The organism is Nostoc sp. 'Peltigera membranacea cyanobiont' 232 (assembly GCF_002245985.1).
Classification (GTDB): domain Bacteria; phylum Cyanobacteriota; class Cyanobacteriia; order Cyanobacteriales; family Nostocaceae; genus Nostoc.
On the sequence record NZ_NOLK01000171.1, the window covers coordinates 1 to 16587 of the forward strand.

14 protein-coding genes and 1 tRNA gene are annotated in these 16587 nt (G+C 40.4%); 7 read left to right on the plus strand and 8 right to left on the minus strand.

What is annotated here, in order from left to right; translation table 11 throughout:
* Positions 1 to 605 (plus strand): cobaltochelatase subunit CobN (locus CDG79_RS33600; protein WP_189525223.1); only part of this gene is annotated, 605 nt, incomplete at its 5' end.
* A 9-nt stretch (positions 606 to 614) separates the two neighbouring features.
* Entirely contained in the window at positions 615 to 1748 is a 1134-nt protein-coding gene (locus CDG79_RS33605; protein WP_094345982.1) for a peptidoglycan-binding domain-containing protein, read from the plus strand.
* A 132-nt stretch (positions 1749 to 1880) separates the two neighbouring features.
* Here the strand turns inward: CDG79_RS33605 and CDG79_RS33610 are convergent, their stop codons facing one another.
* The 7 genes from CDG79_RS33610 to CDG79_RS33640 all read right to left on the minus strand — a co-directional run bounded on the left by CDG79_RS33610 (position 1881) and on the right by CDG79_RS33640 (position 8760).
* Complete coding sequence (locus CDG79_RS33610; protein ID WP_094333151.1) at positions 1881 to 2342, minus strand: Fur family transcriptional regulator; 462 nt, start codon at positions 2340 to 2342, stop codon at positions 1881 to 1883.
* A gap of 432 nt (positions 2343 to 2774) precedes the next feature.
* Complete coding sequence (gene sigC / locus CDG79_RS33615) at positions 2775 to 4025, minus strand: RNA polymerase sigma factor SigC (RefSeq protein ID WP_094345983.1); 1251 nt, start codon at positions 4023 to 4025, stop codon at positions 2775 to 2777.
* Positions 4026 to 4696: 671 nt separating this feature from the next.
* Positions 4697 to 5626 (minus strand): NAD(P)H-dependent glycerol-3-phosphate dehydrogenase, encoded by a 930-nt coding sequence (locus CDG79_RS33620; protein WP_094345984.1) that lies wholly within the window; start codon positions 5624 to 5626, stop codon positions 4697 to 4699.
* A gap of 47 nt (positions 5627 to 5673) precedes the next feature.
* The gene (gene lipA, locus CDG79_RS33625; RefSeq protein WP_094345985.1) at positions 5674 to 6552 is read right to left on the minus strand and encodes a lipoyl synthase; all 879 of its coding nucleotides are present in this window, start codon (positions 6550 to 6552) and stop codon (positions 5674 to 5676) included.
* Between the two features lie 198 nt (positions 6553 to 6750).
* Positions 6751 to 6824 (minus strand) — tRNA-Pro (locus CDG79_RS33630).
* 324 nt (positions 6825 to 7148) lie between these two features.
* The gene (locus CDG79_RS33635; protein ID WP_094345986.1) at positions 7149 to 7538 is read right to left on the minus strand and encodes an agenet domain-containing protein; all 390 of its coding nucleotides are present in this window, start codon (positions 7536 to 7538) and stop codon (positions 7149 to 7151) included.
* Positions 7539 to 7806: 268 nt separating this feature from the next.
* Positions 7807 to 8760, minus strand: coding sequence for a lysylphosphatidylglycerol synthase domain-containing protein (locus tag CDG79_RS33640; RefSeq protein WP_094345987.1), 954 nt, complete (start codon positions 8758 to 8760; stop codon positions 7807 to 7809).
* 137 nt (positions 8761 to 8897) lie between these two features.
* Here CDG79_RS33640 and CDG79_RS33645 point away from each other — a divergent pair, with 137 nt between their 5' ends.
* From CDG79_RS33645 to CDG79_RS33665, 4 genes are all read left to right on the plus strand, one after another.
* Positions 8898 to 9881 (plus strand): alpha/beta hydrolase, encoded by a 984-nt coding sequence (locus CDG79_RS33645; RefSeq protein WP_094345988.1) that lies wholly within the window; start codon positions 8898 to 8900, stop codon positions 9879 to 9881.
* Between the two features lie 137 nt (positions 9882 to 10018).
* Positions 10019 to 10921, plus strand: a complete 903-nt coding sequence (locus CDG79_RS33650) for an alpha/beta hydrolase (protein WP_094345989.1) — start codon at positions 10019 to 10021, stop codon at positions 10919 to 10921.
* A 557-nt stretch (positions 10922 to 11478) separates the two neighbouring features.
* Complete coding sequence (locus CDG79_RS33660; RefSeq protein WP_094345991.1) at positions 11479 to 13149, plus strand: phosphatidylglycerol lysyltransferase domain-containing protein; 1671 nt, start codon at positions 11479 to 11481, stop codon at positions 13147 to 13149.
* A gap of 376 nt (positions 13150 to 13525) precedes the next feature.
* A complete protein-coding gene (locus tag CDG79_RS33665) occupies positions 13526 to 14917 on the plus strand; it encodes a hypothetical protein (RefSeq protein WP_223278501.1) in 1392 nt (463 codons plus the stop codon).
* 299 nt (positions 14918 to 15216) lie between these two features.
* Here the strand turns inward: CDG79_RS33665 and CDG79_RS33670 are convergent, their stop codons facing one another.
* Positions 15217 to 15840, minus strand: coding sequence for a site-2 protease family protein (locus CDG79_RS33670; protein WP_094345993.1), 624 nt, complete (start codon positions 15838 to 15840; stop codon positions 15217 to 15219).
* Positions 15841 to 16362: 522 nt separating this feature from the next.
* On the opposite strand from CDG79_RS33670, the gene CDG79_RS33675 reads away from it, so the two are divergent.
* A partial coding sequence (locus CDG79_RS33675; protein ID WP_094345994.1) for a DUF485 domain-containing protein occupies positions 16363 to 16587 on the plus strand: 225 nt, incomplete at its 3' end.

Sequence of the window (16587 nt, forward strand, 5' to 3'; positions counted from 1 at the left end):
TCCCCAATCCCCAATTCCCAATCCCCAATACCGAAGCCTTCAAACAACGCTTATCTCAAATGCAAGTTGTCCTGCACAATCAAGATAACCGCGAACACGACTTACTCGATTCTGATGATTATTACCAATTTCAGGGTGGTTTAACAGCTGCGGTGCGTTCTCTACAGGGAAAAAATCCCCAAACTTATTTTGGTGATAATTCCATACCCGCTCAACCACGAGTCCGTCAACTGAAAGAAGAGATTTCACGGGTGTATCGTTCTCGCGTAGTTAATCCCAAGTGGATTGCAGGAGTAATGCGCCACGGTTACAAGGGAGCCTTTGAGATGGCGGCGACGGTAGATTTTTTATTCGCCTACGATGCAACAGCTAAATGTGTAGAAGATTATATGTATCAAGGCATAGTAGAAGCTTACTTGCTCGATCCAGTTGTGTCAGAATTTATTCAGCAAAAGAATCCTTACGCACTGCGTGATATTGCTGAAAAATTATTAGAAGCACACAAGCGCAATTTGTGGGAGGATGTAAATATAGGAACATTAGAAGCTTTGAGGAACCTAGTACATCAAGCTGAAGCAGTTATCGAAGAAAAATCAATGGTGTAGGAAACAAATATGGAAAATCTTGCGTATTTGCACCTAGCTTTCGCCTACGAAGACAGTACACCCAGTGAATTGGTCTCCCTCAGTTCTTTGTTTAACAAAGCAGCTGCACCAGACTGGAAACGGCTTTCTGGTAGGGCTTGGAAGTATATGTTGCCCCTTGCTCTGTCCTTATCTATTCTTGGCGCTGTCAGCAGCGTCATAGCACTGGAAAAAGGCGATCGAGGCCCTTCTGTCAGGAATCTCCAACAAAAGTTGAGAACAGCAGGTTTTTACCAAGCTTCTGTTACCCAAGTATATGACGTATCCACACAAGAAGCTGTGCGGCGCTTCCAAAAGGCTGCTGGTTTACCAGTGGATGGCATTGTTGGATCGAGCACCCTGCAAAAATTAGAAAGCTGGCAAGCTAAAAAGCCTAGTACTACGACTACACAAGCTAAAAAAGCCACTGTTGTAAGTACACAACAAACCAAAAAGCCCAGCACTACTAGTTCAGCAACTACCCAGCGCCGTAATCCCAACTACCTGGCGAAGGGGGATGAAGGTGAAAATGTCAGGGTTTTGCAAGAACGCTTAAGAGTCGCAGGCTTTTATTACGGGAACGCCACGGGGATATTTGGCCCAATTACTGAAGAATCTGTGAAGCGGTTCCAAGATGCTTATAAATTAAGTGTGGATGGAATTGCTGGCCAAGCAACATTAGGTAAATTGCCAGGAATTGGCATCGGCGATGGAGAAGAGGCTCCCAAAAAGGTAGTCAATCGAGATAAACTCCGTGTAGGCGATCGCGGTGAGCCAGTTAGAGTTATCCAAGAACAATTGATCCAGGCAGGATATTTAGAGGGAGAGCCAAATGGCTACTATGGCCCCTATACTGCCGATGCTGTACGCAGATTTCAGGCAGCTAATTTCTTGACGGCAAGTGGCGTTGCTGGCCCAACTACGCGAGCTAAGTTATATAGCTCAGTTAATACTGCTAGCAAAAGCGAATTTAATACCCTAGAAATCCAAACGCGACTACGAGAGCGGGGTTTTTATAAAGGCAAGCTGAACGGTGTGATGGCAGATGACACCAAAAAAGCGATTAAACAAGCTCAAGAATTCTACGGCATTAGCCTCAAGGATCTTAAGAGCGGACGCTTTTAACATCCGCTTTGGTGTTGTTAGTATCAGTCCCCAACTCGTTTCTAGCCTCTAGTAACAGCAAATTACGCACTGCTCAAAATTCCCCTTATTTGGTTAATTTGAGTAGTTTCGTCTTTTTATACTACCCAAGTGCTAAAGCGGCATCAGCGCCCGTTGGCACTTGGGACACACTGCATGGATTGTCATTTGACAATCAAGCAGGTGAAAACCTTCTTTTTGAGCAGTTTTCGACCCAATTTTTAAAATTGAGTCATTTTTAAACTCAATAGTTGAGTTGCATCTAACACAAATTAAGTGATGGTGATGATGGGGATAGGGCTGGTTGATCTCATAATGCTTATGTCCCTCACCCAATTCTAATTCCCGTAAAAGTCCCATCCTGGCCATCAACTTCAAAGTCCGATAAATAGTTGACAAACTGATCCCTTTCCCTTCACCATCAGTTTCTAGCCGATGATAAAGATCCTCCGCACTTAGATGTTCACCTTGCGGAAGTTCTTGAAAAATGTGTAAAATCGTTTCGCGCTGGGGAGTTAATCGCCAGCCTCGTTCGTTCAGTTCTGCCTTGAGTGAAGTAGTTGTGTAGACAGTCATACTAATATTTCTCAACAAAGCTCGTTAATTGAGAATATAACAAATCTTGGGAGCAATTTGCAACAATCATTGCCTATTGAGAATTCTTACTAAATATTTAAAAACAATTCACCAAATCTCGATCAAAATTCAAGTAATAAGCTGTAGTGCATTTAATTTGCATACAGCGAATAGTTAGGATACTTGTAACGATTGCATCCCTTGACTTTAAATTTTGCGTGAGTTAATTTTGAATTGTTTAATCGATCCCCACCTTCAAGATATCTGAGCAAAGCTTTGGGGAAACTCTCATGCAATTAAATGCAAATTATTTGCTATAAGCCTCTAAAAGGCTTTTAACCTGGGATAAACTCAGTCTTTTGTCCCTAGTCATTTGTCAATTGTAGTTTTCTAATGACAAATGACTAATGACAAATGACTCTTAAACATTGACTAACTTAGAGACTCCAAATAGTCGCGGATGAGGTTGCGACGCTTGGGTTGGCGTAGCTTTTGCAAAGCCTTGGATTCTATTTGTCGAACTCGTTCGCGCGATAAGTCAAGAGCACGGCCAATTTCTGCTAAAGAGTAAGGATGACCATCAGCCAAACCAAACCGCATCAAAATTACATCGCGTTCTCGGCTAGTCAAATCTGATAGAAGATGATGCAAGTCTCTTTGTAAAGATTCTCGCATTAACATTTCTTCTGGAGTTACACAGTCAGTTTCGAGTAATTCGCCTAACTCAGTGTCTTTATCCTTGCCAACTTTGGTTTCTAAAGAAACGGAGCGAGGAACCCGTAACAAAACTTCTCTTACTTGGGTCGGTGTCATCTCTAACTCAGTTGCTAAATCTTCTAGAGTTGGGGTGCGACCTTTTTCTTGAGCAATTTTGCGTTGGGCCTTTTTGATTTTGTTTAACTTTTCGGTAATATGGACAGGGAGGCGGATGGTGCGACTAGAAGTTGCGATCGCTCTTGTAATTCCCTGACGAATCCACCAGTAAGCATAAGTACTGAAGCGATAACCCTTAGTGGGGTCAAATTTTTCTACAGCCCGCTCCAAACCTAGTGTGCCTTCTTGGACTAAATCCAACAATTCTAAACCACGATTTTGATACTTCTTAGCAACAGACACAACTAGGCGAAGGTTAGCCTTAATCATGTGTTCTTTTGCTTGCAATCCTTGGGACTGAACTTGCTCTAACTCTTCTACTGTCAACTTGGCAATTTCTGCCCAGCGACGTTTGCCATCTGCCAAAGTCGGTCTGAGATCGGATAAAATTATGTCAGCAGTAGCAGCCCACCTTTCTAAAGACGGGCGATGTCCTAGTTCTGAGGTCAGACGTTCTTGAACTTCAATTAACCTCAGATAAGGCGTAATCACTTCATCTCCAAGCTTTGCGGCGTTAGCAAGCACTATCCGCATCCGCAAGTAACGTTGGACTTTTTGAGCTTCTGAAACCTCTTCATCTCGCCCCAACAAGCGAACCCGACCAATTTCTTGAAGATATAGGCGTACTAGGTCTGTACTCCGGCGGTTGGTGCTAGCAGCAAAGTTAGCATTATCAACAGAAGCTATCTCTAGCTCATGTAAATCATCTACCGATAACTCGCTTTCATCAACCGTGAGATCCGAGTCCAAAGCCTGGCGGGACTTTTTGGTGTTGTAGGGGGCATCTGCATAAAAAGATGTTGCTGGCATAAAGATCGTCTCAATGGCTCCAGGTAACAATAGATTTCGGTCAGCTTAGATTACGGTCAGCTATTCAACTGTTGCTATTGTTCCCGTGATTCACGATGAACTAACATAGTTGAAGGTTCCATTACAATTTTTTTAGAAATTAACTGTAATGGTTTTATTGGATACAGGATTACTGAACTTAATTGGCTGCTAAATTTTTGATTTAACCAATAGCTATTCAAATTGGCAGCTAGGCTTTCAATATTTCAACTACTTAGTTAACATTTCAACCTTGACGGGTTTCGATGGTAACTTTTATAACACGGTATAAACATCCTTCAGTGAATGTCATCTTTATAATTGGCATAGTCACATTTACATGGCTACAAAACTAATATCCTGACGATTTAGCAATTTTTTCTCAGGATTATTCAGGTATAAGTAGAACTAATAGATATCGGGGAAGTGATTAGTGTTAACTCCAAAAACTCTATCGATACGGAGATAGAAAACGCGGGGAAGTTATCAAATACTCTCTTCTTGTCCCCTTGTCGTGTTAACCTCTCAATTTCAATAATGGTTTGTAAAAGTTTGTAGTAAGCACTACCCTACGGGAACGCTGCGCGAACAGTGCTTGAAATTGAGCGATAAATCGCTCACTACAAACCTTGGAAAATTAATTTGGTGGACTATTAGTAGTTGTACTCTGGCTTGATATCTCGCAGCATCAGTTCATCAAGTGCTTGTTGGGGTGTGACTTCTCCCTGAAGTAACCGATAAACTTGCTCAGTAATTGGAACAGGAATGTTTTGTTGCTTGGCTCGTTGCATCAAAACCTGGCAAGTGTTCACTCCTTCAGCAGTTCCTTGTAAATTTGCAAGAGTTTCTTGAAGTGTTTTACCACCAGCTAGCTGGTAGCCGACTTGATAATTGCGACTTAAGGGACTATTGCAGGTTGCTAACAAGTCTCCAAGACCCGATAAACCATAAAATGTTTCCGTCTTTGCACCCCAGTCGTTACCAATGCGAACCATTTCTGTGAGTCCGCGGGTGACTAAAGCAGCTTTGGCATTGGTTCCTAGATGTAAACCATCGCATACACCAGCTGCGATCGCAATCACATTTTTCAGTGTTCCCCCCAGTTCCACCCCCAAGGGGTCGGGATTGGTATATACCCGGAAACGATGAGAAGAAAATACTAACTGCAGTACTTCCGCCGCTGCGGGGATGTTACTGGCTACCACTGTTGCTGCTGGTAAATCTAGTTGAATTTCTTTAGATAAATTAGGCCCAGACAAAACAACTACTGCATGGTCAGGAAATACTGTTTGCCAAATTTGCGACGGTGTACAGGTGGTTTGAGGATCTAAGCCTTTCGTCGCCGTCACAAAAATTGTCTCTGGAGAAAGGGGGAAAGACTGGACTTGGGAAGTAACATCTCTGACACCAATCATTGAGATCGCAGACAGGATTATTTGAGCATCTTCTAACACTGCTTGGAGAGTTTGCGAACCTTGACGCGACCACACGCGCACCTGATGACCATTTGCTGTGGCGAGATTTGCTAGAGATGCACCCCAAGCACCTGCACCCAGAATTGCTACAGATTTTGAATTAGTCATTAATCAAGTCTCCCCCCAATCACCCCATCCTTTTAGCAATCTAAAATCTAAAATTGACTGCGTGGATAACGTTCCATTAATTCCCTGACTTGCCCTGCATGATATGAGCTTCTTGTCAATGGTGAAGAAACAACTTGTAAAAATCCGATTTCTTCACCGAATGCCTTCCAAGCAGCAAATTGTTCTGGATTGATAAATTCATTTACTTGTAAATGTTTTTGACTGGGTTGGAGATATTGCCCAATTGTCAAAATGTCGCAATCAACAGTTCGCAAATCTTGCATGACTTGGCGGATTTCGGCATCAGTTTCACCAAGTCCAACCATGATCCCAGATTTAGTGTATGTGCTAGGAGAAAGTTGCCGAGTGCGCTGTAATAATTCTAATGTGCGATCGTAGTTTCCTTGGGGACGTACCCGGCGATATAGGCGGGGGACAGTTTCGGTATTGTGGTTTAATACCTCTGGCGCAGCTTGTATAATCAATTCTAGAGCATTCCAATTACCGCACAAGTCAGGAATTAGTACTTCAATTGTGGTGTTAGGTGAAACGGAGCGAACCGCATCAATACACGCCATAAACTGAGATGCACCACCATCAAACAAATCATCTCGGTTTACAGAAGTGATGACTACATGATTAAGGTTCATGCGGCGAACAGCTTCCGCCAGTCGTGGAGGTTCTGTCGAGTCTAGTGGTTTGGGTTTTTTCTCAAAATCAATATCACAGTAGGGACAAGCGCGTGTACAAGCCGGGCCCATAATCAAAAACGTGGCAGTCCCGGCATTGAAACATTCACCAATATTTGGACAGGAGGCTTCCTCACAAACTGTATTGAGGGATAAATCCCGCAAAATGTCTTTAACGTTACCGATGCGCTCACGCCCAGGTGCTTTTACCCGCAACCAGTCTGGTTTTACAGTCACAATCCGCTTTTACCACTAGAGTTATACAAATTCAATCGTAGCAAGCAAAGCCTTTGATGAAGCGATCGTAATATTATATGAACCTATCTGTACAGCGACAGTTATAGATAAGTAGAGCGACAAATAATTTGTCGCTTTCTCTATTTGACAAATAAAATGTCGCCACGGTCAATTAATTTGTCGCTCTACAAGCACAAATCGGGATGACTGGATTCGAACCAGCGGCCCCTTCGTCCCGAACGAAGTGCGCTACCAAGCTGCGCCACATCCCGCCATAAAAATGGCATTGTAAGTTCAGAATATCACAATCTGTGCAAAATGACAGAATTACATCTATGAGCCTATCCCACTAAATACAAAGAATATGCCGATCTGCTTTTAAATAAGGAGGTCGAGGTATACTTTTTTGCTAACACAGCATAACCCATAGCGAAAGCGACAACCAAAGAACTTGGTGCATCAAAACCTAAATGAACCCCCATAATACAGGGCGAGTGGCTATAATCATTGGTGCAGTGAGGATTATAGCCTTGAATATTCCAGCGATATTAACTTGTTAAGACGGCATTTAATTTGTTAACCGACAGAAATATTCTCTATCTGCTTACTCTAGAAGGTTCAACCCACTCATCCCAAGAACTATCGTAGCCATCATAAGTAATTTTATAAAGATTGTTACTAACTTCTAAAACCTGCCCTTGATACCATTTCCCCTTCCACAAAATTCTCACTGAATCTCCAGCTTGAAATGATGCCCGGAAGCGTGCATTGCCAACCCATTCATTCCAGGAACTATCATAACCATCGTATGTAATATAGCACTTCTCATCATTAACCTTAAGTACGGTTGCTGGATACCATGCTTGCTTCCAAAGAACCTCAGCCTTTTGTCCCACAGAACATGGTGAGGCGGCTAAAGCACTAGGAATCAGTGTTCCTACCCAAGTTGCCATGAAAATAGCACCAAACAATACTTTGTTTTTCATGATTATTTCTATCCTCAAACTGTAAAACGGAATTTTGATAATGATTTATGAAAATCTAATTCAAAATTTCCAACTAACTGTTACTATTGTTATGGAATTAGATTAGCGATCGCCTCAGCAAAAATTATGAACTTTTGCCGCTAGTTGTGAAGATATCGCATTTGAAATTAACAGCGTTTATAAATTTCAATTATTTGAAAGCCTAAGATACTCGACTTATCCGATAAGTCGGGTATCTCATTGTTAGTGTTCATACTGAAGCGGAATTTTACAGTTTATTGATATTTTTTAAATTACGGGTTCTAAATATAATTTCATAAAGTCCCAGCAAACCCGATGCTACTAGCAAAGGTAAGAAATAATAGACTCCCCGATAAGCTAGCATTGAGCCCAAAATTGCCGCAGCCGAAACTTTGGATGAGAGAATCAGCAAAATTATAGTTTCAAATACTCCCAAACCACCGGGGACATTACTAACAACTCCTGCAAACATCGCTAGTAAGTAGATACCCAAAAAGTCCAGATAGGACAGAGATATATGACTGGGAAGCACAGCATAAAGAACTGCTGCGGCTAAAATCCAATCAAGACTAGAAATTGCTATTTGGATCAGGGATATCTTAAAATCAGGAAATCGAAATTCTTGTCCACGAATTATTAACGGTTGTTTAACAAAAATACTTCCTACCAAATAACCAGCAACCAATAGCAGAAAAATTACGCCGATGGGACGCACAGTGGCAAAAGGTAAATGTAGTTGAGTAGGAATTTTCAGGGGATTGATGAGAAATAAGCAACCAGCAACGGCAAACATCCCCAGCCAAAAAGTAAAATTGGCAAAAGCAATTACTTGAGCGATCGCAACTGCCGACACTCCCCAACTGGAGTAAAATCGATAACGGATAGCACTACCAGTCAGCAAAGCAAAACCGATGGTATTACTAAATGCAGAGCTAATAAAGCTGGTTAAAGCAATCTTGTTCCAACTTAGGGAACGATTAATGTAACTAAAACCCAAAATATCGTACCCAATCATCACTAGATAGCCCAAGACTGTGAGCCAAATTGCCCAGCTTAAGCGGCTTTTAGGAATAGCAGCTAGAGAGTTGAGGATGTCACGATAATTATACTCGTGCAGTTCGCTAGCGATCGCCCACAAAGAAAGCACCAGCAACGAGAAGCCAAACAGTGTGCTGAAATTGATTTGCAGTTTTTTAAGCATCGTAAACAAACTTATTCTAACTCTTGACTTTTAACTTACAATAAGTCGCAAAGTTTCCATCCTGTTGACACAACATTGACAAATTACTTGCGTAAACTTGATGGTTGCCAGCACAGACTGTCCAGTGCCCTTCAAAAATGAACTACAAACAATCAAAAAATCTCTTGCTAGTTTCACTATTAACCCTAGTTGGCTGTAATTTATCTCCAACTGTTGTAGCAAAACCACCTCAACAGCAGGATTTACAAACAACGCCTTCCGCGATTCCAACCCAGTCTAGTACTAGTAACTTAGCTACTCACTTAACCTACAAAATTGCAACCTACAATAGTCAATTAATGGGTGCAAGTCGCACTTACGGCGTTTCTTTACCCCCTGGCTATGAGCAAAATCCAAAACAAAGATATCCTGTAATTTTTCTCCTCCACGGTGGACATGGTAATCCCACTGATTGGTTTATTCAAGGCAAGGGACAAGCTCTTAAGACTGTGGAACAACTTTATACTACAGGTAAGTTGCCACCCAGCATCATTATCACACCAGATGGCAACGACAAACGTGGCTCTAGTCCCTATTGGGATCCTCAATATATTGATGGCCCTAACGGTAAAGTCTCCACAGCCGTGGGCGATGAGTTGGTAAAAGTTGTGCAAAGCCGTTATCGTACACTAACTAATCCAGATTTTTGGGCAATAGGTGGTTTATCTTCTGGTGGTTGGGGTGCAATGAATGTGGGATTACACAACGTGAATCATTTCTCAATTTTATTTAGTCATAGTGGTTATTTTCATGATAAAAGCGGCCCGATAAATAGCCCAATAACTTATATTAAAAGCATTCCCACACCAGTTAAAAAAAGGTTGCGAATCTACCTAGATTCTGGGACATCAGATATTGAAGAAATCGACGCGGCCAAAAACTTTTCTAAAGTATTAAATAACCTAAAAGTTTCTAATTCGTTTCGTCAGTTTCCTGGCAGTCATACTTGGCAATACTGGCGAGAACATTTAGCTGATTCTTTGACATTTGTGGGTGAACAATTTAAATCAGCTGAAATAGCACATGCACATAAGGCTACTAATTTAGGTATTAACGATGGTAAAAATATTCAAAACAATTAGCAATTACCAATTGAAATAATTCTATTTTGCAAAACCGTTGAGATTAAAACATCAATGTGGAAACTCTGCTGCCATTTCTCATCAGATTAACTATAGTAAGTTCTGAGGGAGGTGATTTTTTGGAACGCTAAATAAATATGAAGATTTCTAAATTTTTAATTAGTTTGGTAGGAGCGATCGCACTCCTCACTTCTGCTGGTTATTATTATGTATTTATCTTGGGTGCGCCACAACTAGACCCACCCAAAGAAGAGGCAGATACTGGGCTCAAGTTTCAATTAGCAACCTTCAACTCCCAAGCGATGGGTGCAGTCCGCAACTACGGCGTGATTTTGCCCCCTGGCTATAAGAAAAATCTGCAAAAGCGCTACCCTGTAATATTTTTGCTCCACGGTGGTCATGATGATGCCCGTGCCTATGCTGACAAGTATGCAGTCTTAGACGTACTACATGAACTTTATAAAAGTGGAAAATTACCGCCATCAATTGTGATTACACCTGATGGTAATGATAATCGCGGTTCCAGTCCTTTATACGATCCCGATTACTTTGATGGGCCGAATGGCAAAATGGGGACTTTGATTGGCTCAGAATTAGTGCAGGTTGTCAAGTCGCGCTACCGCACTTTAGAACAACCCCAGTTTTGGGCGTTGGGAGGTCTGTCTTCTGGGGGATGGGGGGCACTAAATATCGGGTTACGCTATCTTAACAACTTTCATATTCTGTTTAGCCATAGCGGTTATTTTACCGATAATAGCGGTTCACAAAATAGTCCCCAACAAATCGTCCAACAGCTACCACCTGAAGATAGAAAGCAATTACGTGTTTACCTGGATGCAGGTCTGAACGATACTAATTTGCTGGCTTCGACCAAAGCTTTCAACGAAACCTTAAACAAATTAGGCATTACTCACGTATTTTATGCCTTTCCAGGCGGTCATGGTTTGTCAGGTGCAGATATAGGCTGGAACTACTTCCACAAGCATCTTAAAGATTCGCTCTCGTATGTAGGAGAACAATTTAAAAAAGTTAAGAGTTAAGAATTAGGAGTTAGGAGTTAGAATTTTAAAAATCAGGTTCTACCGCAACCTCACAGCTAATACTAATTAGCTGTGAGGTTGCATAGAACCAGTTGCCTAAGCCCCAAGTCTTACCAAAACTGAATTTTGTGCAGTTTCCCAAAGAATTGGTACAAGGCATTAAAATTAAGGTGTTATGGAGAAAATTCAAAACATTAAAACTTAATCGGTATAGGTAATACAGCCTGTAAAATTGGTTTGTTTATTATTTTAGTCTCTAAGAGGATGTTTTAAAAGTATTTCGCCGTGATTTTAGGCACCTAGCGATCCCCCCCTAACCCACGCCAGTCGCTCCACTTGGGGAGACCCCTTGGCGTAGCCTCTCCCTTTGGGAGAAGACCGCGCTGGCTCCCCTTAAAAAGGGGGGAACCGGAGTCAAAGTCCCCCAATTTATCGGGGGACTTAGGGGGATCTAGAACGTTTTGATACCTACAATAGAACTTTTTAAACATCCTCTAAAAACAGTGGTAGAGCAAAAACTTCCTAACTTCTAACTTCTAATTAATACTTTTAGACTAATGACCAATAATTTAAAAACTCAGATTGGACTTTGGAGTGCAGCTTTCCTTACAGGTTTAGTCGGAGTAGTGAATTTGTTGTCAGCAGTGACACCTAACCTATATGGGCGAAATCACTGGCTGAAAGAATTTTTTCCGTTTGATATTCGTGCTAGTGGTCATGTATTTGCAGCGTTAACTGGGTTTGTTTTACTCACACTTGCTACTAACTTATTACGCCGAAAAAGAATAGCCTGGTTACTGACTATTGGTTTACTAGTAATTTCTATTTTCAGCCACTTGCTTAAGGGACTGGACTATGAAGAAAGTCTCCTCTCTGGAGTTTTATTGGTGCAGTTAATCTTGATGCGCCATTTTTTCACGGCGCAATCAGACCGTCCTTCCATTGCACGGGGAGTTCGAGTGCTTATTGGTGCCTTACTATTTACTCTGGCATACGGAACTATTGGATTTTACTTGCTAGACGGCAAATTTTCAGAAAATTTTAATTGGCGTGAAGCTGTACTTCAGACTTTAGCGATGTTCTTCACTGAGGATAATTGGGGACTGCAACCAAAGAGCAAATTTGGAGAATTTTTTGCTAATTCTATTTATATTATTGCCGGAGTTACTATTACATACGCAATGGTAATGCTGTTGCAACCTGTGTTTTGGCGTAATTTAGCAACGCCAAATGAGCGAAAAAGAGCAAAAGAAATTGTCGAACAATATGGACGTTCTTCTTTAGCAGCGATCGCACTTTTAAATGATAAAAGTTATTATTTCAGTCCTACTGGTAATAGTGTAATTGCCTATGTTCCCAAAGGTAGGGGTGCGATCGCATTAGGAGATCCCATAGGCCCCATTGAAGACCGCAAAGAGACAATTGTTGCTTTCTGGCAGTTTTGCCAACGCAACGACTGGTATCCAGGCTTTTACCAAACTTTGCCCGATGATGTTGAGCTTTATAGATCGTTGGGGTTTAAGGTACTCAAAATTGGAGAAGAAGCGATCGTTGACCTGAAAAGTTTTACATTACAAGGTAAAGCCGGTAAAAACTTTAGACCATCAATCAGTCGTTTAACTAAGCTAGGATACCAAATCGAATTTTACCAACCACCCATCGCCAATGATTTATTGCACCTGCTCAAATCTGTAAGTGATGAATGGCTGAAAATGGTACAAGGTTCGGAAAAACACTTTTCTTTGGGTTGGTTTGACGAAGCTTACCTGCGAGAGTGCGAGATTGCTGTGGTGCATAATCCTGAAGGTAACATCAGCGCCTTTGCCAACATTCTCCAAGAATACCAACTCAACGAAGCCACTATTGACATGATGCGACATCGCGCGTCCATCGAAAATGGCACAATGGACTTTTTATTTGTTTCCCTGCTTCAACATTTTAAAGAGTGTGGTTACGACAGCTTTAATTTCGGTCTTTCTGCCCTTGCAGGAGTTGGAGACAACCCAGAATCACGCCGCTTAGAGAGAGTATTGCACTATCTTTACGGGCACTTGAATCGCTTCTACAATTTTAAGGGACTGCACGCCTACAGAGAGAAGTTTCGTCCGCGTTGGGAACCACGTTATTTAGTTTATCCCAGTTTAACCGCCTTACCAGATGTAGTTGTAGCATTGATTCGCGCAGATTCAGGCGATCGCCTTTTTGATTATTTCAAACCTGGCGCATAAATAACGAGTTTATACAAAGTCACTCAGAGGCGCAAAAGTTAAAAAGGGCCAGCAGTATGGCATAAATCCGCGATCGCAGCATAACACCTCATTGCAGAGCCATATCTACGATGGACTATGCCTACACAACTGAATTTTATATAGTATAATAGTACTATATAGATTTGCAACGCTAAGTTGGGCAGACAATGCCCAAAGTTTGTAGTAATTAAACGCCCATAGTTTGCTTACCTTCAACAAGGAGATTTTTCCCCTTGTTTAGCATACATTTGGCATGATTTTATTGTGTGTTTGTCCTTTAAGTTTTTCCTTTGGCAGAACTGATTCTCAACTGTGGCTTTAACAGATTATTTACCTTTATATGGAAGGTGACAATATGACAAATAATCAAATTTGTCTGCTAGAACTAATCAAAATTTTTGCAGAATATCGTAACAATATTATCGTCAACATCAAACATCTGCAAGAACATTATCAAAGAACAGGCATCAAACGGGTTAAAGGTGTGAGAAACGAAAGTGGGGAACTGATTCAACCTTGGCTGCAAACAGAATATATAGATAATGCTGAGTATGTTGGTATGGGCGAGTTTCAGTTTAATCGCAATACTGCTACTATCAATATGCTTATCAAACGGAAAGTCAGACTTGCCAAATCTGAAGATCAAACCCCCACTCTTGAAGTAGCAGGTTTGCTGGTAAATAACCTCAATAGTTTTAATAACTACACAATTGTAAATGATGACAAAATCAACATAAAGTCCTTACAAGTAAAAATTAGTAGTAAAAAAGCTTTTGATTTGCTCAAAGAGAAAGGTGTTTTAGATGCAGAAAAATTTGACTTCCATACTGAATATTCTATCCATCTAGATAACTTACCGCTTGTAGCTTCTGATAGTTGTTACAGTAGTATTGATGGACTATTCAATCAACTTGCAGAAATTAAAGTGCTTACTAGTATTATTTCTGCTCACTTGAAAAAGGAGTCAGATGTATTTATAGCACCACAGTTAGATGAGTTTCAAAAGCACTATCTATCCAAGAATGCTTACATCAACTTTCCGACAACCAACGAATATATAGACATTCATGAAGCTCTGTTTAATGGTACTCTTGACTCAAGATTGAGCTATAAGATTGACATTGGCAGTCAAGATATTCTAAACCTAAGTAAGTTACATTCTGCTAACAAGTTTCTGAATAAAATGTATCGTCTTTATGACAAGGAAACTGGAGAGATTATCATTAAGCCAAGTTTTGAGATGGCATTTAATGATAATCTTGCTGTTAGACACAGGTTACTTTCATCACGTACCAAGATTACGAAAGTTGACGAGTTGATGAAACCAATCTTTGATGATTTTCTTGGGCTTGAACAAAATGGCATAGTTGTAGGTATTCTTAAGAAAGTTGGTGCTGATAGTTTGGCGAAGTTATTTCAGGATAAACAAACTGGTAAGCAAATCAGCAAAGAGGAAACGATCGCAGCTTTGACGGCAGCAAATAACAAGCTAGAGAAATATGTAGAAAATATCTACCAAGATAAAATTTCTCCTTTGGTATTTTACATTGGTTGTACTGGACTATTGCCAGAGCAAATAGAAGCAAAACCCATGACTGCTAAAGAAGCTGCTGCTAAATACCAAAATTTGCAATTTTCTAAAAATGAGCAAGAGGGCAGTTTTTTTGCAGTTGGTGATAGTATCATCAGCATCTATGCCAAAACTGAATATTACAGTAAAAATGTGCCTATCCTAAATATTTCATAAACAACAAGAACCCAGAACCCCGATGTACTAAAAAATCGGGGTTTTGTCAGTTTAAATTATCCAAAAAATAAAATTACTATAGGAATCCGGTTTGATTTCTGAAAATATCCGTAGGATGTGTTAGCACGGAGAGTACGGCATCAAACCCGTGATAATAGTGCGTTACGAACTCCGTTCTAACACAACGCCAGTTGCTACAACGGAGGGAACCTCCGCAACGCACTGGCTCCTCTACAATACCTAATTTTGTTCAAAAATCAAATAGTAATCCTATATATGAATAAATAATCTATTTTTACTTAAGAAGCTGCTGATTCTCCCCCAAGCACCGACTGGATAACTAAATCAGTCATATCACTAAGTCCCATCCCAAATTCTGGAATTATAAATAGAAGCATCATTGCAAAAATTCCGAATTGAGTATATTGCAGTGGCTTTAGCTGAGGAAAAATTTCACTGAAAACATGAAATCCATCTAGTGGTGGAATTGGCAGCAGATTAAACAGAAATAAGGTCAAATTTATCCGAGCCGCTAAGTAAATAAATTCCTCACTGAAAAGCCCTGTAAGACTCTGATTAGAGATAAATTTCAGGACTAAAATAAATAGAATGCCTAAAGCCAGATTTGATAATGGCCCAGCTGCGGATACCAAAATATTACCTAGCTTGGGAGAGCGAAAATTAGATCGGTTTACGGGCATTTGTCCCCAAGCTATACCCATGAGGCACAGAAAAATAATCGATTCTTTGCCCATGTGAACTAGAGGATTAAGGGTAAGATGACCAGTTTTTTGTGGAGTATTATCTCCTTGGCTCATAGCAACCCAGCCGTGAGCAAGTTCATGCAAAGTGATGGAAAATATGACAATTAAAACGATTCTGAAAAAAAGAATCGGCTCTGTGATGAGTGTTTTGATAAACATACTTTACTAAATTTTGGTAATGCCCTATTTGTCCAATAACAAGCTCTTGATATAAATGTTATTAGAAGATTTACTTAATCTGCTACTGTGATTTCTGGTATATTTTAGAAATCAAAGTTTACTACTTTTATTAATCTCAGTTGATTTGATAGCTTAAAAAAATATTTCATAACACTCGAAGGATTTTAAAACCTGGTGACAACTACGTATTTATTGTATTTTTTAGTATATAAAGACTATACACTTAGGCTTTTAACAAATATATCAGTATAATATACTACACAATTCTAATCATTAGTTACAAATAGATCAGCTTTATTTATGTCTAACTGCATCTATAGTTTTATGTGTCTCTGCCTAAAAACAGAGCTGCTATTGTCTTGTTATTTTGTTACATCACTTTGAAAGGTTAATTTTATTACCTGAAATAACAATAGATTTACTAATAATCTTTAAGAAAATTGTGCATAAATGAACTTCAATGAGACAATCTGACCTAATCTTCTCAACCTAAAGGAAGACATGAACGATCGCACAAAGGCTCTCCAGGCTCTCGCATCTGAACGTTGGCGCGTATCCCTGATTCTCAGTGGAGCCATGATGTTTATTTACTTTGGCTTTATCTTGCTAATCGCATTCAATAAGCCCCTGTTGGGGTCATTAGTAGTTCCTGGCCTCAGCCTGGGAATTTTACTAGGGGCGCTGGTAATTGTCTCAGCATGGGTATTAATTTTTATCTATGTGCGT

Coding starts and splice junctions, on each gene's coding strand:
- CDG79_RS33650 (WP_094345989.1), top strand. CDS start 10,019: ATGAAGATTTCTAAATTTTTAATTAGTTTGGTAGGAGCGATCGCACTC.
- CDG79_RS33610 (WP_094333151.1), bottom strand. CDS start 2,342: ATGACTGTCTACACAACTACTTCACTCAAGGCAGAACTGAACGAACGA.
- CDG79_RS33660 (WP_094345991.1), top strand. CDS start 11,479: ATGACCAATAATTTAAAAACTCAGATTGGACTTTGGAGTGCAGCTTTC.
- CDG79_RS33605 (WP_094345982.1), top strand. CDS start 615: ATGGAAAATCTTGCGTATTTGCACCTAGCTTTCGCCTACGAAGACAGT.
- CDG79_RS33670 (WP_094345993.1), bottom strand. CDS start 15,840: ATGTTTATCAAAACACTCATCACAGAGCCGATTCTTTTTTTCAGAATC.
- CDG79_RS33665 (WP_223278501.1), top strand. CDS start 13,526: ATGACAAATAATCAAATTTGTCTGCTAGAACTAATCAAAATTTTTGCA.
- CDG79_RS33645 (WP_094345988.1), top strand. CDS start 8,898: ATGAACTACAAACAATCAAAAAATCTCTTGCTAGTTTCACTATTAACC.
- CDG79_RS33620 (WP_094345984.1), bottom strand. CDS start 5,626: ATGACTAATTCAAAATCTGTAGCAATTCTGGGTGCAGGTGCTTGGGGT.
- CDG79_RS33635 (WP_094345986.1), bottom strand. CDS start 7,538: ATGAAAAACAAAGTATTGTTTGGTGCTATTTTCATGGCAACTTGGGTA.
- CDG79_RS33640 (WP_094345987.1), bottom strand. CDS start 8,760: ATGCTTAAAAAACTGCAAATCAATTTCAGCACACTGTTTGGCTTCTCG.
- sigC (WP_094345983.1), bottom strand. CDS start 4,025: ATGCCAGCAACATCTTTTTATGCAGATGCCCCCTACAACACCAAAAAG.